The sequence below is a fragment of the Yersinia rohdei ATCC 43380 genome (assembly GCF_000173775.1).
In the GTDB taxonomy this organism is placed as follows: Bacteria; Pseudomonadota; Gammaproteobacteria; order Enterobacterales; family Enterobacteriaceae; genus Yersinia; species Yersinia rohdei.
The window spans coordinates 34,089-55,334 of the sequence record NZ_ACCD01000024.1 but is presented as its reverse complement, the minus strand read 5'-3'; the positions used below and the strand labels follow the sequence as shown (position 1 = coordinate 55,334).

Sequence of the window (21,246 nt, the reverse complement as noted above, 5' to 3'; positions counted from 1 at the left end):
CATCTAACTCCTATTACCCCCGCCATAGGATTGGGTAATTTCTTTTGCGGCATGAATAACGAGTGCACCAAGTTCGGTTACGCGATCGTCGGTGATACGCGATACAGGGCCGGAAATAGAGATAGCGGCAAAGGCTTCATGGTGTTCATCGAACAAACAGGCGGCAATACAGCGCAGGCCGAGGGCATGTTCTTCATCATCAAATGAATAGCCTTGCTTGCGAATTAAGGCCAGATTTTCTTTTAAGCTGCTGGGATTCGTCCGTGTATGCTGGGTATAGGCATGCAGGCCTTTTTTATGTAAAAGCTGCACCAACTGGTCGTCTGGCAAGGTTGACAGAAAGGCTTTTCCCGCCCCAGAAGCATGCATAGGTAGCTTACCGCCAATAGGTGCAGACATACGCATCAGCGCGGTGCATTGCACTTGGTCGATAATAATGGCTTGATAATCACTGTGATCCAGCACCGCCAAATTGACAGTTTCGCCGGACTCATCCATCAGACGCCGTAGCATGGGGTGAACCATTGCCAGCAAATTGCGGCTTTGCAAAAAACTACTGCCAACAATAAAGGCGTGAGCGCCCATCGTCCACAGGCCCAAATCCCCTACCTGGCGAACAAAACCTTGCTGCTGCATCGTGGTTAACAGGCGATGAGTGGTAGAGTTAGGTAAACCCGCCTGTTGCGCTAAATCAGTGAGTGCCACACTTCCTTGCGCTTCGGAAATATATTCCAGTAATTTTAGCCCACGAGTCAATGATTGAACCTGACCAGTTACCGCAGGGGTAGTTTGCGCGGCTGCTTTGGGTTTCTTGCCCCTTTTGACCGGGATCGGTAACGCCATGAATCAACCTCTCTGGTATTTTTATGGAATTCATTTTCGTTTTTCAATTATGCATGTAAACAGTCAGAAATGCTCATCCGATGAGTGGGTTTTGCTACCTGAAAAAGTCTCAACTGTGAGTTGACTCATTAGGTTGGTAACTTGTGCTAGGATGTCAGACTGACTTGTCGAATGAATCATTTTTCAGCATGTCTGATACGAATAAACGACCAAAAAACGTCGGATAATGGCAAGGTAACAGGGTAAAGAGGCGACAGTGGTGGATACAATAACAAAGAAAAAGGTTGAGGAATTACACCAGCAGTTGGCACAGCGGATCTTAGTGCTGGATGGTGGTATGGGTACGATGATTCAGAGCTATCAATTGGATGAGGCCGATTATCGTGGTGCGCGTTTTGCTGATTGGCCCAGTGATCTGAAGGGCAACAATGACTTATTGGTGCTTTCCAAGCCGGAAGTCATTATTGCTATTCATAATGCCTATCTTGAAGCGGGCGCTGATATTCTCGAAACCAATACCTTTAACTCCACCACCATTGCAATGGCGGATTATCAGATGGAGTCACTGTCAGCTGAGATTAACTTTGAAGCTGCCCGCCTGGCCCGTATCTGTGCGGATGAATGGACTGCCCGCACCCCTGAAAAACCACGTTATGTTGCTGGGGTGCTTGGGCCGACCAACCGCACCGCGTCTATTTCACCTAAAGTTAACGACCCGGCTTTCCGTAATGTCAGTTTTGATCAATTGGTTGAAGCTTATCGTGAATCAACCCGCGCGCTGATTGAGGGCGGTGTTGATCTGATTATGATTGAAACGGTCTTTGATACCCTGAATGCCAAAGCCGCGACTTTCGCGGTAGAAACTGAATTTGAAGCCTTGGGTGTGCTGTTGCCGGTGATGATTTCTGGCACCATTACAGATGCCTCTGGCCGCACCTTGTCCGGCCAAACCACCGAAGCTTTTTATAACTCTCTGCGCCACGTTAAACCGCTTTCTTTTGGCCTGAACTGTGCTTTGGGGCCAGATGAGTTACGTCAATATGTCTCTGAGTTATCGCGCATTTCTGAATATTATGTCAGTGCGCACCCCAATGCCGGCTTACCTAATGCTTTTGGTGAATACGATCTGGAAGCCAAAGAGATGGCAGAGCAGATTGGCGAGTGGGCGCGGGCTGGATTTTTGAATATTGTGGGGGGTTGCTGCGGCACAACACCCCGCCATATTGCCGCGATGGTTAAAGCTGTTGCCGGAGTTGCACCTCGGCCATTGCCGGATATTCCGGTAGCTTGCCGTTTGGCTGGGCTGGAACCGCTGACCATTGATGCCAATACATTGTTTGTTAACGTCGGCGAGCGGACTAACGTCACCGGCTCGGCCCGGTTTAAGCGGCTGATAAAAGAAGATAAATATGGCGAGGCACTGGATGTTGCTCGCCAACAGGTTGAGAGTGGCGCGCAAATCATCGATATCAATATGGATGAGGGTATGCTTGATGCCGAGGCCGCGATGGTGCGCTTTCTTAACCTGATTGCCGGCGAACCTGATATTGCCCGAGTGCCGATTATGATTGACTCCTCCAAGTGGGATGTCATCGAAAAAGGCCTTAAATGTATTCAGGGCAAAGGCATTGTAAACTCCATTTCGATGAAAGAGGGCGAAGCCGCCTTTATCCATCATGCCAAACTGGTGCGCCGCTATGGTGCCGCGATGGTGGTGATGGCATTTGATGAGCAGGGCCAGGCTGATACCCGCGCCCGTAAAATCGAAATTTGCCGCCGCGCCTATAAAATCCTGACCGAGACTGTCGGTTTCCCACCAGAAGATATTATTTTCGACCCGAATATCTTCGCCGTCGCGACCGGGATTGACGAGCATAACAACTATGCTGTTGATTTTATTGAAGCTTGTGCAGATATCAAAGCTGAACTCCCCCACGCCATGATTTCTGGTGGCGTCTCCAACGTGTCTTTCTCCTTCCGTGGCAATGATCCGGTGCGCGAAGCTATTCACGCGGTATTCCTCTATTACGCGATTCGTAATGGGATGGATATGGGGATCGTCAACGCCGGGCAGTTAGCTATTTATGATGATTTATCTGACGAGCTGAGAAATGCGGTTGAGGATGTCATTCTTAATCGTCGTGATGACAGCACCGAACGTTTGTTGGATTTGGCGGAAAAATACCGTGGCAGCAAAAGTGATGAAATCGCGGTTCAGCAAGCAGAATGGCGCGGCTGGCCAGTAGTGAAACGCCTGGAATATTCGCTGGTTAAAGGGATTACCGAGTTCATCGAGTTGGACACAGAAGAGGCTCGTCAGCAAGCAGCCCGGCCTATAGAGGTGATTGAAGGGCCGCTGATGGCCGGTATGAATGTGGTGGGCGACTTGTTCGGTGAGGGCAAAATGTTCCTGCCGCAAGTGGTTAAATCTGCACGAGTGATGAAACAGGCGGTCGCCTATCTTGAGCCTTATATTGAGGCCAGCAAAGAAAAAGGCACCACAGCGGGCAAGATTTTGCTGGCGACAGTGAAAGGCGATGTGCACGATATCGGCAAAAATATTGTCGGTGTGGTGTTGCAGTGCAATAACTACGAAATTATCGATTTGGGTGTGATGGTGCCGACCGAAAAAATCTTGCGCACTGCGCGGGAAGAAAAGGTGGATATCATCGGCTTATCCGGCCTGATTACGCCGTCGCTGGATGAGATGGTAAATGTGGCGAAAGAGATGGAGCGCCAGGGCTTTACTCTGCCATTGCTGATTGGCGGCGCGACAACCTCTAAGGCTCACACGGCAGTTAAAATCGAGCAAAACTACAGTGGCTCCACCACTTATGTTTCTAACGCCTCGCGCAGTGTCGGTGTGGTTTCAGCTTTATTATCTGCGACTCAACGCGATGATTTTGTGGCGAAAACTCGCAAGGAATATGAAACCGTTCGTATCCAACATGCGCGCAAGAAGCCCCGCACGCCACCGGTCAGCTTGCAGGCGGCTCGGGATAACCACACGGTAATCGATTGGGAGAATTATACTCCGCCAGTGGCACACAAACTGGGTGTGCAAGCCGTGGAAGCCAGCATCGAAACCTTGCGTAATTACATCGACTGGACGCCATTCTTTATGACCTGGTCATTGGCGGGTAAGTATCCGCGTATTCTGGAAGATGAAGTGGTCGGGGAAGAGGCCAAGCGCTTGTTTGTGGAGGCCAATGAAATGCTGGATAAGCTGTCGGCGGAGGATTTGCTGCATCCAAAAGGTGTGGTCGGCTTGTTCCCGGCCAACAGTGTTGGCGATGATATTGAGGTTTATCGCGATGAGCGGCGCGACGAGGTGCTGGTGGTCAGCCATCATTTGCGTCAGCAAACTGAAAAAACCGACTTCCCGAATTATTGCCTGGCGGATTACGTTGCGCCGAAATCCAGTGGTAAAGCGGATTATTTCGGTGCTTTTGCCGTCACGGGTGGGCTGGAAGAGGATGCGCTGGCCGAGGCTTATGATGCCCAACATGATGATTACAATAAAATCATGATTAAGGCGCTATCCGACCGCCTGGCTGAAGCCTTTGCGGAATATCTGCATGAGCGGGTGCGCAAAGTGTATTGGGGTTTTGCGCCGAATGAAAATCTGAGCAACGAAGAACTGGTGCGTGAGAACTATCAGGGAATTCGCCCGGCACCGGGTTACCCTGCTTGCCCGGAACACACGGAGAAAGGCCAAATCTGGCAGTTACTGGATGTGGAAACCCATACTGGCATGAAACTGACTGAATCCTATGCCATGTGGCCGGGAGCATCAGTATCAGGCTGGTATTTTAGCCATCCGGAGAGCAAATACTTTGCTGTGGCCCAGATTCAACGTGATCAGGTTGAGGATTATGCCGCCCGCAAAGGGATGCCGGTGGCAGAAGTGGAGCGCTGGTTAGCACCAAACCTGGGTTATGATGCCGATTAATTTTGCCTGAAGAGAAAAGATGAGTTATTTGGGTAACAGAGACCTGCGGGTGTGGACTGCAAAGGGCGATTTACATTTATTCTCAGCACTGATTTATTCTCAGCACTGATTTATTGCCAGTCTTATTGACCTGTTTTTTGTTTTTTTTAACCGGCTCAGGGTGAGCCGGTTAAATTACCTCACGGGCTGCTACTCGAATAAATTGTGATGCAGAGTTTGCACCACTTTCTCCGCGTCATTGCCAGGGATCAGGAAACATAGGTTGTGGCTGCTGGCACCGTAACAAATCATGCGAATATTGAATGGGTCGAGCACGCCGAACACTTCTTTGCCGACCCCACAGGCCTGCGATAAGTTATTGCCGATGATGGCCACCAAGGCCAGATTCTCTTCTACTTCAACCCGGCACAGGGAAGAAAGTTCAGTCAGTAGCGAGGTCGTCAACAGGCTGTCACCGGTGGATGTTGAGCCGGTGGTATCCAGTGTCAGTGCCACACTCACTTCTGAGGTGGTTATCAAATCAACTGAAATATTATGCCGCGCCAAAATGTTAAATACCTCTGCCAGAAAACCGCGGGCATGCAGCATGTTCAAGCTATGCAAGGAGACCAGCGTTTGCTTGCGGCGCAGCGCCAAGGCGCGGAACAAAGGGGGATTGCTGGTTTCATTACACACCAGAGTGCCACCGGCAGCGGGGTCTTTGCTCGAGCCGACAAATACCGGAATATCACAGCGAACTGCCGGTAATAAGGTGGCCGGATGCAGCACTTTGGCACCAAAAGTCGCCATTTCAGCCGCTTCTTCAAAGGCGATTTTATCAATACGTTTTGCGCCCGGAACCACTCGCGGGTCAGTGGTGTAAATGCCTGGGACATCAGTCCAGATATCTATGCGGCAGACGTGAAGTGCTTCACCCAGCAGGGCGGCGGTGTAATCACTGCCACCGCGGCCAAGGGTGGTGGTGCGGCCTTGGCTTTCACTGCCGATAAAACCTTGTGTTACCACAATGGCATGCGGGAGGCGCGGGGCTAATTGGCTTTGAGCCAGTTCAGATAACAATTGCGTATCCGGCTCGGCGCGACCAAAACGATCATTGGTGCGCATGATTTTGCGCACATCAAACCATTCCACCGCAATTTGGCGTTGGCGTAACAGTTCGACAAACAACAGTGTCGACATCAATTCGCCGTGGCTGACTAATTCATCGGTCAATGCCGGAGAGGTGGCTAAACTGGCGGCCTCTGACAGCATGGCAATGTTTTCCAGCATGCGGTCAATTTCTTCGCGAATAATGGCTGAATCAGCCAGTTTGGTGAGAATACTGTATTGAATGCGGCGGATTTCGTCTACATGTTGGGTGCGGATTTCCAGTGCGCGCCCCTCGGCCAGTGCGACCAACAGATTGGTCACTCCGGCAGATGCCGACAAAATGACCAAACGAACGTCCGGGTTCGATAACACCACATCAGCACTGCGGCTCATGGCATCAAAATCAGCCACACTGGTTCCGCCAAATTTGGCGACGACCATTGACGAAAGGGCGCTGTCAGTTTGTTGACATGGTTGCTGTTGGAGAGCTGCTTGATTCATCTAAAAAAACCTCGTGTCAGGGATGCCATCTTGGGTGGTCATCTGTATTAGCCTTGGCACAAGGGAAGAGCGGTAAGTCAGGGGGCAGGCGTAGAAATAACACTACGTTACACCCAGAAGCGCTCCACCTTGTTGACCGCCCTAAAGGAACGGCATTGGTGACAACCCAGGGGATTCAGCCCCTGCAGTCGACACGTTGATAGCCGAAATCATCGTGTCTCGGCGTCGCTCCCCCTCGAATGTCTTCAGCGGATTACGGCTCCTCTGACACTTTACCTGGGCGACGCACCTCTTCTGGCTTACGCACTGGTGCGCAAGTAGGTGTTTAGAAATAGCGGGTTATCGAGTTTCTGTCAACGATATGGCCATGAGGTATTTTCATATTTAATAAATTGTCGTGTCATATAAATAATTTAACTGGATATCGGCTGACAATGCGGCATTTACCCTTTTTAAGGGGGAGGGGTTAAGAGAGAGAGGAAAACAGGAAGTAGATCAAGGGTTGTTTCGAGAGATATTGCCTATCGCAAGAAAAGAGATCTCAATCACAGGGTTACAGGATACAATCAATGTATTCGTTTCATTAATCCTTAAGCCTAGAAGAGCGCCGCTATGAAAAATATTAATCCTAGTCAAACCGCTGCCTGGAAAGCGTTACAGCAACACTTTGAACAGATGAAAGACGTCACCATCAGCAGTCTGTTTGCCAAGGACGATCAGCGTTTTAACAAGTTCTCCGCGACTTTTGATGATCAAATGCTGGTGGATTTCTCCAAAAACCGCATTACCAGCGAAACCATGGAAAAACTGCAAGCTCTGGCCAAAGAAACGGATTTGGCTGGTGCGATTAAAGCCATGTTCTCCGGCGAGAAAATCAACCGGACTGAAGATCGCGCGGTGCTGCATGTTGCTCTGCGTAACCGCAGCAACACGCCAATTGTGGTCGATGGCAAAGATGTGATGCCGGAAGTCAACGCGGTACTGGCCAAAATGAAACAGTTCTGTGACCGCGTGATTGGCGGTGACTGGAAAGGCTATACCGGCAAAGCGATTACTGATGTGGTGAATATCGGTATTGGCGGTTCAGACCTTGGCCCTTATATGGTGACTGAAGCGCTGCGCCCCTATAAAAATCATCTGAATATGCATTTTGTTTCTAACGTCGATGGCACCCATATTGCCGAGACGTTGAAATCATTGAACCCAGAAACCACCCTGGTTCTGGTTGCATCAAAAACCTTTACCACGCAAGAAACCATGACCAATGCCCACAGTGCACGTGATTGGTTCCTGGCGACGGCGCAAGATCCCGCGCATGTTGCAAAACATTTTGCTGCACTATCAACCAATGCTAAAGCCGTGGGCGAGTTTGGTATTGATACTGACAATATGTTTGAGTTCTGGGATTGGGTCGGTGGCCGTTATTCTCTGTGGTCTGCTATCGGCTTGTCTATCGCGCTGTCTATCGGTTTCGAAAACTTTGAACAGTTGCTAAGTGGCGCACATGCCATGGATAAACACTTTGCAGAAACCCCGGCAGAGCAGAACCTGCCAGTGCTGTTGGCACTGATTGGTATTTGGTATAACAATTTCTTTGGTGCAGAAACTGAAGCTATCCTGCCTTACGACCAATATATGCACCGTTTCCCGGCTTATTTCCAGCAGGGCAATATGGAATCCAACGGCAAATATGTTGATCGCAATGGCAACCCGGTTGATTACCAGACTGGCCCAATTATCTGGGGCGAGCCGGGTACCAATGGGCAACATGCGTTTTACCAGTTGATTCATCAGGGTACCAAATTGGTTCCTTGTGACTTTATCGCACCGGCAATCAGTCATAACCCACTGAGTGACCACCACGGAAAACTGCTGTCTAACTTCTTTGCCCAAACTGAAGCGCTGGCGTTCGGCAAATCATTGGCAGAAGTTGAAGCTGAATTTGCAGCCGCGGGCAAAACACCTGAGCAAGTGGCTCATGTTGCGCCATTCAAAGTGTTTGAAGGTAACCGCCCAACTAACTCCATCCTGCTGCGCGAAATTACGCCGTTCAGCTTGGGGGCGCTGATTGCGCTGTATGAGCACAAGATCTTCACTCAGGGCGTTATCCTGAATATTTACAGCTTTGACCAGTGGGGTGTAGAGCTGGGCAAACAACTGGCTAACCGCATCTTGCCAGAGTTGGCTGATGATAAAGACGTGACCAGCCATGACAGTTCTACCAATGCGTTGATTAACCGTTTCAAGAACTGGCGTTAAGCTAGGGCTTAAGCTCCTTGATCCGTGCTTATTGGCCTCTTACTTAAGTAAGGGGCCTTTTTTTGGCTCGGTATTTTTCACCTATTTTTTATGGGGTATTTATGGCCAAAAATTCACGCTCTCAATGGATAGCTAAAAACCTACAGCGTATGTTGAATGTCGGGCTGATTTTTTTAGCCGCGATTTTGGTGGTTTTCCTGATAAAAGAAACCATCCACTTGGGGCAGATGTTATTTGTGAATAGTCAGGAAGTTTCTTCCTACAAGTTGATTGAAGGGATTGTGATTTACTTCCTATATTTCGAATTTATTGCCTTGATTGTTAAGTATTTTGAGTCCGGCTATCACTTCCCATTACGCTATTTTATCTATATCGGGATCACCGCCATTATCCGGCTGATCATTGTCGATCATGAGAGCCCAATGGATACTCTGATTTATTCAGCATCGATACTGTTGCTGGTGGTGACTTTGTACTTAGCCAATACAGAAAGGTTAAAGCGCGAGTAACTCTGCGGTATTTTAAACAGAAAAATGGCGGCCATAAAGGCCGCCCTAAAGACACAGTACCAGAGGGGAAAAATACCCTTCTTACTTGAAATTGTCGCGTTGTTGGCTGCTCTTACTTACCCGAATCACTGACCTAAGTCAGCTCATCGGGCTTCATTCGTTTGCTGCCTAGCGACAACTCCAATTACTTTGGGTATTGAACGATGAAATTTTGAAACGTTAACCTTTCACTCCACCTGCCGTGAGACCACCGACCAACCAGCGTTGTGCCAGCAAGAAGACTGCGGTGATGGGAATAGCAGACAACACGGCTGCTGCGGCAAAATCGCCCCACAGGTAGTTTTGCGGGTTGAGATACTGCTGCATACCTACCGCCAGGGTGTAACTGTCCACATCGCGCAACAACAATGAGGCGACAGGTACTTCAGTGATGGCGGCAATAAACGACAGAATAAATACCACCGCTAAAATGGGCACTGACAGCGGCAACAGCACCAGTCGGAAGGCTTGCCACGGAGTGGCTCCATCCAAGGCGGCGGCTTCTTCCAATGAGTTATCAATGGTTTCGAAATAACCTTTGATAGTCCAGACATGCAAAGCAATCCCACCCATATAAGCGAAAATTACCCCGCCATGAGTGTTCAGCCCGATAAACGGCATATATTGGCCAAGACGGTCGAACAAGGCATACAGCGCAACCAATGAGAGCACCGCAGGGAACATCTGGAAAATCAGCATGCCTTTCAGCAAGGGGTTTTTGCCACGAAAACGCATGCGGGCAAAGGCGTAAGCACAAGTCGTCGACAACGTAACAATGCCAATGGCGGTGATTACCGCGATTTTAACTGAGTTCCATAGCCACAACATGACCGGGAACGGCGGCGGTGTCACTGTGCCGTCGGCATGGGTCACACTGATACCCAGAGCCAGTTTCCAGTGTTCCCAGGAAATTTGATCCGGAATAAGACTACCGGTTGCAAAGTTGCCGGGCCGCAGCGAAATGGTAATGACCATCAGCAGCGGGAACATAATCAGCGCGATAAAGCACAGCATCAGAAAATGAGTGCCTAATAGACGCAAACGCTGGGATTTAGGTTGAACCATGGCCATCTGCATCTCCTCCTTAGTCAAAATTCATCTTGCTGGCTTTCAAATTCAGTATCGCCAATGCGCCTACCAAAATGAAAATCAGTGTTGCGATAGCCGCAGCCAACCCAAAGTCCTGCCCGCCGCCGCCTTCAAAGGCGACGCGATAGGTATAGTTGACCAGTAAATCGGTGTAACCCGCAGGCGTGCTGGTGCCAATCATATCCGGGCCGCCCCGAGTCAATAACTGGATAAGCACAAAGTTATTGAAGTTAAAGGCAAAGCTGGCAATCATCAGCGGTGCCAGTGGCTTAATCAGCAAAGGGAAAGTGATGCGGAAAAAGTTCTGGAATGGCCCTGCGCCATCCATTGCGGATGCTTCATATAAGTCATCAGGAATCGCTTTCAGCAGCCCCATGCACAAAATCATCATGTAAGGGTAACCAAGCCAGGTATTCACGACTAAAATCATGCTCTTGGCAGTGAGCGGGTCACTGAACCACTCGGGTTTGATGCCAAATAAGTGGTTGAGCATCAAGTTGATTTCGCCAAAACTTTGGTTAAATAACCCTTTGAAAATTAAGATTGAAATAAACGACGGCACGGCATAAGGCAGGATAAGCAGCACCCGGTAGATGGCTTTGCCCTTCAGAGCATCCCATTGCACCACGCAAGCTAACACCATGCCGACGGCAACAGTCAAAATGACACTCATTACCGAGAAGACCACGGTCCAAATGAAGATAGAAATAAAGGGTTTCTGAATGCCTTCATCGTGCAGTACCCGCAGGAAGTTTTTCCAGCCGATAGTGATGGTGAATCCGGGGCTGAGTTTCTCGTTTTCCCACTGGCCATCTGCATTAACTGCCTGATAAAAACCGATATCCATATTGGGTCGGTATATCACACCAGTTTGCTTATTAATCAATTCGTTACCATCTGCACCCAACTTATAAAGTGGGCTGGTTTCGGCAAATTGGCGCAATGAACTCATGCGCAGTTCACTGCCATTTGGCAGGATGGCGACCAGCCCACTCAGGGCCTGGCGATTTTGGGTAATTATCCGCAGTGAGGCCCGCTCGCCGGTTTGTTCTGTGGTGGTCGGCGCGACAGTTATTTTCTGTTCGAACCCTTCATTTAAGTTGAAAGGCTCGGAAATCAATAGGGTATTGTCATCAGGTGACGTGAGCTGCAAACGCCATTGATCAATGTTTGGATAAAGGCCAAAGGTAAAGGTTTTGCCGGTCTGGAACTGCCTATCCATCAACACCGATTGAGCGCGCTCAAAGGTTAACTGATTGGTACTGCTGTAGTTGGTAAAGGCGATAGCAATGGTACAAATCAAGGGGAACAGCACAAACAGCCCCATCCCCGCGACGCCGGGATAGACATAGCGCCAGGCATAAGCACGGCGATTAGCAAAAACATACAGCCCCAGACTCACCAGAATGAGTGTCACTATGGCAAAAAGATATTCACCCTGAGCATACATCAACATGATCAAATAGCAGGTGAATAAGCTTAATGTGCCGATAATCAGCCATTTAAGAGCATCTCTCTGCCACCAGGCAATTTTCTTTTTACGGCTTTGAAACTCGGTGTGGGATAACTGCATAAGGGTCCCTTTCATACTCTTCGTACTTGAAATTACAGCGGTGTTAGCTGCTCTAGTTACTCGGTTCATCCCTGTGGCTCGCCTCTGCGAGGCCGCTGCAAGCAGCGTTCAAATCAGCTCCCAGCCGATTTGTTACCCGAATCACTGACTGGTGTAAGCTCTGCGGGATTTTTTCATTTTCTACCTTACTGCAACATCCATTCGGTTGAGCAAGTGCTGTCGGGGGGCGGCGAACCGCTCCCCTTGGCAGGTGACGCTATTATTTGACGATACGTGCTGCTGCGTCGTTCAGTGCAGCTTCAACAGTTTGGCGACCACTGATGGCGTTCAACACCGCGCTGCGGGTTGCATACCAGAAGGCGGCCATCTGCGGAATATTCGGCATGATTTCGCCATTGGTGGCGTTTTTCATGGTTGCCGCAATACGTGGATCTTTCGCCAGTTGCTCTTGATAGGAAATCAGTGCAACTGCGCCCAACGGCTTGTCTTTATTGACTTCAGCCAGGCCTTGATCAGTTAACAGGTAGTTTTCCAGGAACTCAGTTGCCAGTTCTTTGTTCGGGCTGGCGGCATTAATCCCGGCAGTTAGAACCCCAACAAAAGGTTTGGACGGTTGGCCGTGGAAGGTTGGCAGCAAAGTGACGCCATAATTGATTTTGCTCTTATCAATATTGCTCCATGCCCACGGGCCATTGATGGTCATCGCGGTTTCACCTTTATTAAAGGCCGCTTCGGCGATGGAATAGTCGGTATCAGCATTAATGTGTTTGTTTTTCACCAGATCGACAATAAATTGCAGACCTGCTTTCGCGCCAGCATTATTCACGCCAACGTTTTTCACATCATAAGCCCCGTTTTCGAATTTGAAGGCATAGCCGCCGTCAGCTGCAATAACTGGCCAAGTGAAGTAGGGTTCTTGTAAGTTCCACATGATGGCGCTCTTGCCATTGGCGCGCAGTGTTTTGTCCAGCGCGGGGATTTCTTCCCATGTTTTCGGCGCTTCTTTCAGCAAGTCTTTGTTATAAATCAGTGATAATGCTTCAACTGCAACCGGGTAACCAATCAGCTTGCCATTAAAGCGAACGGCGTCCCAAGTGAATGGGAACAGTTTTTCCTGGAAGGCTTTAGAAGGGCTGATTTCTGCCAGTAAGCCAGATTGCGCGTAGCCGCCAAAGCGGTCATGTGCCCAGAAGATAATGTCCGGGCCATCGCCAGTCGCCGCCACTTGTGGGAATTTTTCTTCCAGTTTATCTGGGTGCTCGATAGTGACTTTGATGCCGGTGTCTTTCTCAAATTTCTTACCGACTTCCGCCAACCCGTTATAGCCCTTATCGCCATTGATCCAGATAACCAGTTTACCTTCTTCAATTTTGGCAAACGCAGAGGAAGAGAGCACCAGCGTAGTTAATGCTGAAAGCGCCAAAACACGTGCGGTCTTACCAATGCCGGATTTTGTGAAGCTGCGAGTCATAATCCAATCCTTTTATCCAATTTTGTGGGTACCGACTTTCTTGTGAATCATTAGCTGCAAATTCTTTTCGCCTGCTTTCAGACTGGCGTAGCTGTGAATCACTAAGTGAGGAGGGTGTGGCAGCGCTGCAAGATGTTGAGCTGCAAGCAATTTATTACACTTTATTACGATGACTATAAAGTCATTCATTACACAACCTAAACATTACGCTGCCATATTGAGTCACACCCGATTTCCCATCATCCTCCCCCTCTCTACGCCCCCCTGTTGGTTAATGTGACCCAGTTAACACTGCGGCCTATTCTGTGGTGTCAGGCACAATAATGTAGGTCGAAATTTGCAGGCCAGATCACGTATTTGTATTTACAGTGGAACTTCCGCCGACATAGGTCGTTCTCTCATCCTCCCATCTCCTCCCCCATGAAAAACTTTGTTACGGATGATTACCTAATAGTGTCCCTCCCGCACTATCAGCGTCATTGAAACACCGCCATCAACAAAAAAACGTTGTTCGGTTAATTATTACCCAGCTATTTCAGGACGTTGAAGTATTAACCAACGCGTAGCCCTATACTCTGGCCGCGACGCCGTCCGGGGCAACAGTAGTGGTCAGGCAAAACTGGCTACCGCATGGCGGTACGGCGCGCAGCAAGAGAGTCATCAGGGGACTGGAAGTTATCTATGGGTCATGCCGGAGTTTGCTTCCGCCATTTTTCTTCAGTCAGGTTCATATGAAAAGTTGTTTGCGTAAGCGAAGGAGTAACAGATGGCTAATGTAACGCTGAGCGGCGTTTATAAAGCCTTTGGCGAGGCTGTGATTTCCAAGGACATCAATCTGGAAATCGATGACGGTGAATTTGTGGTCTTTGTTGGGCCATCCGGGTGTGGAAAGTCAACGCTATTGCGGATGATTGCCGGCCTTGAAGACATAACCTCCGGTGAGTTGTTGATTGGTGGTAAGCGGATGAATGAAGTGCCGCCGTCTGAACGCGGTATTGGCATGGTGTTTCAGTCATATGCACTTTATCCCCATTTGTCGGTGGCGGAGAACATGTCTTTCGGCCTGAAATTGGCCGGTGTGAAGAAAGCTGAAATTAACCAAAAAGTGAATCAGGTAGCTGAAGTGCTGCAATTGGCTCACTTGTTGGATAGACGACCAAAAGCCCTGTCTGGTGGTCAGCGCCAACGTGTTGCAATTGGCCGCACCTTGGTGGCAGAGCCGGATGTGTTCTTGCTCGATGAACCGCTTTCTAACCTGGATGCCGCACTGCGAGTACAGATGCGCATTGAGATATCGCGGCTTCATAAGCGCCTGCAACGCACCATGATTTACGTCACCCATGATCAGGTGGAAGCCATGACATTGGCTGACAAAATTGTGGTGTTGGATGCCGGCAATGTAGCGCAAGTCGGTAAGCCATTGGAGCTGTACCACTATCCGGCTAACCGCTTTGTCGCGGGCTTTATCGGCTCGCCAAAAATGAATTTTTTACCGGTTAAAGTGACCGCCGTTGAACCAAGCCGAGTGCAAATAGAGCTACCTAATCCCAATGGCCAGTTAGTGTGGCTGCCGGTGGAAGGGACTCAGGTTCAGGTCGGTGCAAATATGTCTTTGGGTATCCGCCCGGAACATCTGCTGCCAAGCAGTGCCTCTGAAGTCACGTTGGAAGGCGAGATTCAAGTGGTAGAGCAACTGGGTAATGAAACTCAAATTCACATCCAAATCCCTGCAATACGTCAGAACCTGGTTTACCGCCAGAACGACGTGGTGCTGGTAGAAGAAGGTGCAACATTTGCCATAGGGCTGCCGCCGCAACGCTGTCATCTGTTCCGTGAAGATGGTTCTGCGTGCAAGCGACTGTACCAAGAGCTGGGCGTCTAGTTACCACGACGTCGGGCTTCGGAAAATGTTAAGCACGCATGCCGACAGGCAAATATAACAGGAGATTACTGATGACTACTCTGCGCAAGTTACCGATAGCACTGGCTGTTGCCGCTGGTGTCCTTTCCACTCAAGCTCTGGCTGTTGATTTCCACGGGTATGCACGTTCCGGTATTGGCTGGACAGCAAGTGGCGGTGAACAACAATGTTTCAAAACCACCGGCGCTCAAAGTAAATACCGTCTGGGTAACGAATGTGAAACTTATGCGGAAATCAAATTAGGTCAGGAATTGTGGAAAGAAGGTGACAAGAGCTTCTATCTGGATACCAACGTGGCGTATTCCGTTTCACAACGTGATGATTGGGAATCTACCTCTCCAGCTTTCCGTGAAGCCAACGTGCAGGGTAAGAATCTTATCGAAGCATTACCGGGTTCCACCATGTGGGCCGGTAAACGTTTCTACCAACGTCATGATGTCCATATGATTGACTTCTACTACTGGGATATTTCTGGCCCAGGTGCAGGTTTAGAAACCATTGATTTGGGCTTCGGTAAATTATCTGTAGCAGCAACCCGTAACTCTGAAGCGGGTGGTTCAAGCGCCTGGATCGACAATCAGCGCAAAGATGCTGAGCATACTGTCAACGATGTGTACGATATTCGTTTAGCCGGCTTAGAAACTAACCCAGGCGGTACACTGGAATTTGGTGTGGATTATGGTCGTGCCAATGCTCAGGATGATTACGCGTTAGCACCAGATGCCTCGAAAGATGGTGTGATGCTGACTGCTGAACATACGCAAAGCATGATGGGCGGCTTCAACAAATTTGTCATTCAGTATGCTACCGACTCCATGACCTCTTATAACAGCGGCCATTCACAAGGGACAAAAATTGATAACAACGGCCATATGCTGCGTGTTATCGACCACGGTGCCATCAATCTGGCTGAAAAATGGGATCTGATGTACGTCGGTCTGTATCAAGACACTGACTGGGACAACAATAACGGCACCACTTGGTATAGCGTGGGTGTTCGTCCAATGTACAAATGGACCAACATCATGAGCACCTTGCTGGAAGCAGGCTATGACAATGTTAAGTCACAAAAAACTGGCGATCGTAACGGCCAGTACAAACTGACTCTGGCACAACAATGGCAGGCTGGCGACAGCATCTGGTCTCGTCCGGCCATCCGTGTCTTCGCAACTTATGCTAACTGGGATGAGAAGTGGGGCTATAACGATGTAAGTGGCAGCGCAAGTCAAGGCATGGCACAAAACGGCACTATCGGTACAGACAGCCGCGGTAAAAATAATGAAGTGACCTTCGGCGCACAATTCGAAGCTTGGTGGTAACAGTGGTGAGGCAGCCGTCCTTTGGGGCGGCTGTTCTATTTTGATGAGGTGGGCTACAGCCTATCTCTAACAAGATAACGCGATAATATCTTTACAATATTTCGGGTTGCAGCCAACAGGGCTGCAATTTGAAAGAATTGGTTAACTTTGCCAACCTTGCCTGTGCACAGTTAGCGCTGACGCTCAATGTATGAGGGTATAACAATGAAAAAGAATCTGCTGACACTCTGTCTGGCATTGGCTCTGGGGGTGACAACACCTTTGGCGGCTCTTGCTACATCAACGATTTCACCGGCGAATGTTTCTATCGCGCCAACCATCAGCACGGCTACATTACAGCAGTTGCCGTGGCAGCCATTAGTGCCACCGGCGACGCAAGAAGTGAAACTCACGGCTAACAGCCCGCAAATCTCTCAGGGGAATATTGAAGGGGCGGTTGCTGCTTTTGCATTGCCAGCCGATCGCGGCTCCATGGAAATCACACTCAGCAGTTTAGTGTCTGATAACCAACTATTTTCACCGAGCGTATTAGTGTTAGATGAACAAATGCGCCCGGCGGCCTATTACCCTGCCAGCTATTTCACTTATGAGAAAGCGGGCATCATGGTCAATGACCGGCTGCAAGGGGTAATGAAATTGACCCCAGCATTGGGTCAGAAACAAATTTATCTGCTGGTGTATACCACTCGTGAAGATCTGGCGAAAAGCACCACCTTACTGGCTCCGGCTAAGGCCTATGCCATGGGCGTAGGTAATGCAGTGCCAGATATTCCAGATCCCATTGCCAAACATACCCCAACCGGCGACTTGAAAATTAAAGTCACCGCCGAGCAGGGCATGGGCAATATTATGATTGGCTTGATACAGTCAGCGCCGGCATCGGCTCCGGTTGTCGTGGGTAATACCGCTCAACCTGCACCCGTTGCGGCACCGGCACCGACCAAAGCAGCAGAACCGATGCTGAGTGAGACGGAAAACTACTTCAACCAGGCGATTAAAGATGCGGTGAAAGCCGGTGATGTCGATAAAGCGCTGAAATTGTTGAACGAAGCGGAACATTTGGGCTCAACTTCAGCCCGAAAAACCTTTATTGGTAGTGTAAAAGGCAAGGGTTAATTCCCGGCACTGCCGAATATGGCTGGATGATTGGTGCGCTTTGGCGCACCTTTTTTCGTTTGGGTCTATTGATCGGCTACGATTTTCCCTCTTCTTTTTTGTAGTAAGACAAAAGGTAAATAAGCATCTACCAGAGAGGTAATTAAGCTGATACCGGTATCTTGGATGACACTTCACAGAGTCACTACCATGACTTTTTATTGTTCAGCTATTCAATTAAAGGAATTAATTGATGTTGAAAGAAATCCTATTTGGTTCAATAACACCGGCGCAGTTAACCCCTTTTGCGGTGCCACCTGGGCCTCCTCCGATAACAGAAGATAACCTTTCGTTGGTCACCATGAGCTCTATCATGGCCCAGCAGACATTGCTGTTGGAAGAGGGCAGATTGCCATTAGAGACGGGTTTGCCATTAAAAGTGACGGCAAGAGAAAATGTGCTATTAGAAAAAATGGCCAAAGAATTACCCAATGTAAGTTCTTCTGTGGATCCTGCCTTCAGGCAGGCGATGCAGTTAATTGATGCTGCCAGAGAACAGGATCAAAAAAGTTGGTTGCGACAATTGCCAGAAATCAGTGATGCCCGTGTCGGGCGAATTGTGGATATTTATCTGCAACTCTATGATGTTGAAGGGATTGAACAGGCTGGGAGTTTAGAAGATTTATTGTATTTAAGGCCCGGATTAACCCCGGCCCAAGGGTATGAAAAAGCCCGCATTATCAGCCTGGAGAGAGCGGTCTTATTTAAGCTATCCCAAAAAGGCCTGGCGCTCGCCAAAGATGAAAAATTGACCCCGCTTGCTGCTCTGAACCTGAGCTGGTGGTTACATCAGCCGTCCCCCTCCAGTTTAGCTGACTTATCCGCCGCCATTTATCGGCCTGAAAATAAAGCCATTCGTATGCAGGCGGTGATACTTTTTAACCACTCCCATTATGGTCATCGCTCTGGCGACATTGCCGGGCTTTCCCCGGAGAGTCTGGCCAATATTGGGATAAACCCACTGGATGAGCCGGAGCAACCGGTTATCCGAGCCGCCAGAGCATTAAGAGTTATTCATGAAGGGATGCATGCCCCACCGGCAATATTGCACTCATCAGCGGCGTATCTTGCGAATGGATTTGCACCGAAAAATGCTCAAGGGCGCTACCTGAAAAACCAGTCGCCTGAATTGACGAAAATGGTGTTAATCGGCTGTGGTCAGATTGGGTTTGATGCGGGTAGCCAACAGGATTTCACTCAGTTTCTCTCTCTCCAACATGCCGTCGGCAGTCTGGCATTTTCACTTAAAACTACCCTTAAGCTGCATTATCAGTTACAGGGCAAACCGCTTGATAAGTTGGATGGGATGGATACCGAGCAGTTATACAGTTTATTGCTTGAGGAAGAACAACAACTGCAACAAACCGGGGCGGTAGGTTACAGCCCGACCCTGATTTTCTTGTCCCATTTCAGCCAATCCAATGGCACGGAGGCGCTCACTGTCGAGCAAATGGCACTCGCTTTTAATCGCATTGCCGAACCCATTGATGTGCAGAATTTGCCCCTGGCGGTGCAGAGCACTTTTCATCGGTTAAAACAATTGGCTGATAATATTACAGACGGCATAGCCATTGATTTGGAACAAGAAAGGTTTGTATCTGACCTCAAAGCGGTTGCTCAACGGCTAGAACATACTCAGCCAGCATTGCACTCACTGGCGCAGCATAAAATTTACACCACAGCACAAGAAAAAATAGCGGGGCAATTAGATTATCTTGATATGCGTTTAGCCTATCGCCATCCTCCGGCCGTGTTTAATGAAGAGGAAGCGATAACCGCGATTTTGCAAGAAAAAGGGGTTAGGGACATAAGGTTTGCCAGACAATATACCTATCGCCAGGATCCCCAGTTTGGTTTTTCACAGAAAGAATTCGACTCTCCGATGAATGAATTTAAACGGCGTCGGGATGCCAGCAGCCACTTTGTCGCCAATATGTCGATGCTTGGCAATAACGGCAGGCCGATTCATGTTTTTGATACATTAGAGGCGAAAAAAACCGCATATTATGCCCAGATAAAATCCCATCCCGCACTTCGTGCCAGCGCCATTGAGGTATTAATTGATGAGGGCCAACATCTGCAAGGCACTGTATTACAAGATAAAATCCAAGCACTGGCCGAAGATTACCAACCCGAGTCTGAAACCGCGCGTTTCTGGGGAAATGCCTGGACAAAGTTAGAAAATCATTGGGTCTGTAAGCTCCCCCTCCCCAACCCTATGTGCAGTATCGCCAGAGTTGAAGGCCCGCGTTATCGCAATGAAAAGGAAAATATGGCGGCAGGGATGACGGCAATGGTAATGGAAGTCAGCCTATTAAGGGGCATGGAAAAAGGGGTGACGACGGCGGAAAATCCCCCGCAGGGCGTCGAGCCCAGCCAGCATCCCAGCTTATTGGCTGATGCGGCGCATATCATCACGAATGAAAACAGTGGGATAGTAGAAACGAAGACGGGTGCAAACCTCTCAGAAGAAGTTATTGAACCCGATAGTCAGAAGATACAAAACCCACATGGAGCACTGATTGAAGTGCAACGGATTGCACTTAAAGACCGCGCCATTTTAAGTAACACCCGCCCAGCTTGGGTCAGACAGGGCGGTGGCGGCGCTTACTGGGAAGTCGATTTAGCCACGGGTCAAGACTTGGGCGTGGTGTTGAAACAAGGCCCGCAGTTTATAAAACTGGATAGATTACTGGGGGGAGGGCCCAATCGCTTTAGCGAAACGCACTTATTAACAAATGCTGATTTTGATTGGTTAGAGGAGAGGGCGTTAAAACAAGCTAGCACCGGGATATCCCCCTGCGCTCTAGTTTCATCAGGTGTATTTACTTACCTCAATACAGGTGAAATGAGTTTGGCTGAGACATTCTTTGAGCCATTACGTAATAATATTGCCACCTCCAAAAGCTCCGGAAGATTTTTGCATCAGCTTCTTGAACAGTTTCAAAGAGAAGGCATTGAAACGGAGACGTCAATATTCGAGGACAATCCAAACAATTTCCCGAATGCCTTTGCACAAGCCATTCAGTTATTTCCGGACAGAATAAATATCTATCCATATGATATTAATGCGATAAAAATGGAAATTAGCCAGTTACAACCCGGCGAAAGTATTATATTTTTTCCTGAACGCTCACATCTTATCACCATAGTGCAAACTGCCAACAAAGAAGGTCTGTACGTTTTTGATACCAATTTAATAAATGCAGAGAAGTTGGAATCAATCAGATCCATACCAAGAGAAATATATGAAAGATTACTTCCTGAACTTATCACTCAGGGAGACAAAAAATACCTTTCAGGGCCAGGCGCTGCGGACTTACTCGAGATGTATTTCCGGCCATCCAGTCTACGTGATAGCACTGCGGCGGCAATTATCCATTATAAAGGGCGGGTTTCTCCAGACTAACCAATAATAAAACAGACTAATAAGAAATGACTTTATTTTGTGGTCGTATTAAAGGTTACCCGATGTCGCGGGATGCCTATTCTGCGTTACAATGGATTCCTATTTACTGATTATCAG

The 21,246-nt window shown here is 48.8% G+C and carries 12 protein-coding genes and 1 riboswitch; of the genes, 7 read left to right on the top strand and 5 right to left on the bottom strand.

Going from position 1 to position 21,246, the window contains the following annotated elements; translation table 11 throughout:
* Window positions 1-3 precede the first annotated feature (3 nt).
* Entirely contained in the window at window positions 4-843 is an 840-nt protein-coding gene (gene iclR, locus YROHD0001_RS04290) for a glyoxylate bypass operon transcriptional repressor IclR (RefSeq protein ID WP_004715847.1), read from the bottom strand.
* A gap of 259 nt (window positions 844-1,102) precedes the next feature.
* On the opposite strand from iclR, the gene metH reads away from it, so the two are divergent.
* Complete coding sequence (metH, locus tag YROHD0001_RS04295) at window positions 1,103-4,795, top strand: methionine synthase (RefSeq protein WP_390900170.1); 3,693 nt, start codon at window positions 1,103-1,105, stop codon at window positions 4,793-4,795.
* Between the two features lie 189 nt (window positions 4,796-4,984).
* On the opposite strand, the gene lysC is transcribed toward metH, so the two are convergent.
* Window positions 4,985-6,385, bottom strand: coding sequence for a lysine-sensitive aspartokinase 3 (lysC, locus tag YROHD0001_RS04300; RefSeq protein WP_032817538.1), 1,401 nt, complete (start codon window positions 6,383-6,385; stop codon window positions 4,985-4,987).
* Window positions 6,386-6,494: 109 nt separating this feature from the next.
* Window positions 6,495-6,687, bottom strand: a riboswitch (Lysine riboswitch).
* A 310-nt stretch (window positions 6,688-6,997) separates the two neighbouring features.
* Between lysC and pgi the strand changes: the two genes are divergently transcribed.
* On the top strand, window positions 6,998-8,644 hold the full coding sequence (gene pgi / locus YROHD0001_RS04305; RefSeq protein ID WP_004715843.1) for a glucose-6-phosphate isomerase: 1,647 nt from the start codon (window positions 6,998-7,000) through the stop codon (window positions 8,642-8,644).
* Between the two features lie 101 nt (window positions 8,645-8,745).
* Window positions 8,746-9,153: a phosphate-starvation-inducible protein PsiE gene (psiE, locus tag YROHD0001_RS04310; protein WP_032817536.1), complete on the top strand. Its 408-nt coding sequence runs from the start codon at window positions 8,746-8,748 to the stop codon at window positions 9,151-9,153.
* 219 nt (window positions 9,154-9,372) lie between these two features.
* Here psiE and malG read toward each other — a convergent pair whose 3' ends face one another.
* From malG to malE, 3 genes are all read right to left on the bottom strand, one after another.
* Entirely contained in the window at window positions 9,373-10,263 is an 891-nt protein-coding gene (gene malG / locus YROHD0001_RS04315) for a maltose ABC transporter permease MalG (protein ID WP_004715840.1), read from the bottom strand.
* A 13-nt stretch (window positions 10,264-10,276) separates the two neighbouring features.
* A complete protein-coding gene (gene malF / locus YROHD0001_RS04320) occupies window positions 10,277-11,854 on the bottom strand; it encodes a maltose ABC transporter permease MalF (protein ID WP_004715839.1) in 1,578 nt (525 codons plus the stop codon).
* Window positions 11,855-12,113: 259 nt separating this feature from the next.
* Window positions 12,114-13,325, bottom strand: a complete 1,212-nt coding sequence (gene malE / locus YROHD0001_RS04325; RefSeq protein ID WP_004715837.1) for a maltose/maltodextrin ABC transporter substrate-binding protein MalE — start codon at window positions 13,323-13,325, stop codon at window positions 12,114-12,116.
* 766 nt (window positions 13,326-14,091) lie between these two features.
* Here malE and malK point away from each other — a divergent pair.
* The 4 genes from malK to YROHD0001_RS04345 all read left to right on the top strand — a co-directional run bounded on the left by malK (window position 14,092) and on the right by YROHD0001_RS04345 (window position 21,129).
* Window positions 14,092-15,207: a maltose/maltodextrin ABC transporter ATP-binding protein MalK gene (gene malK, locus YROHD0001_RS04330; RefSeq protein ID WP_004715835.1), complete on the top strand. Its 1,116-nt coding sequence runs from the start codon at window positions 14,092-14,094 to the stop codon at window positions 15,205-15,207.
* Between the two features lie 71 nt (window positions 15,208-15,278).
* On the top strand, window positions 15,279-16,565 hold the full coding sequence (locus YROHD0001_RS04335) for a maltoporin (RefSeq protein WP_004715833.1): 1,287 nt from the start codon (window positions 15,279-15,281) through the stop codon (window positions 16,563-16,565).
* A 204-nt stretch (window positions 16,566-16,769) separates the two neighbouring features.
* Entirely contained in the window at window positions 16,770-17,681 is a 912-nt protein-coding gene (gene malM / locus YROHD0001_RS04340) for a maltose operon protein MalM (RefSeq protein ID WP_004715832.1), read from the top strand.
* Window positions 17,682-17,913: 232 nt separating this feature from the next.
* Window positions 17,914-21,129 (top strand): hypothetical protein, encoded by a 3,216-nt coding sequence (locus YROHD0001_RS04345; protein ID WP_004715831.1) that lies wholly within the window; start codon window positions 17,914-17,916, stop codon window positions 21,127-21,129.
* The last annotated feature ends 117 nt before the right edge of the window (window positions 21,130-21,246 follow it).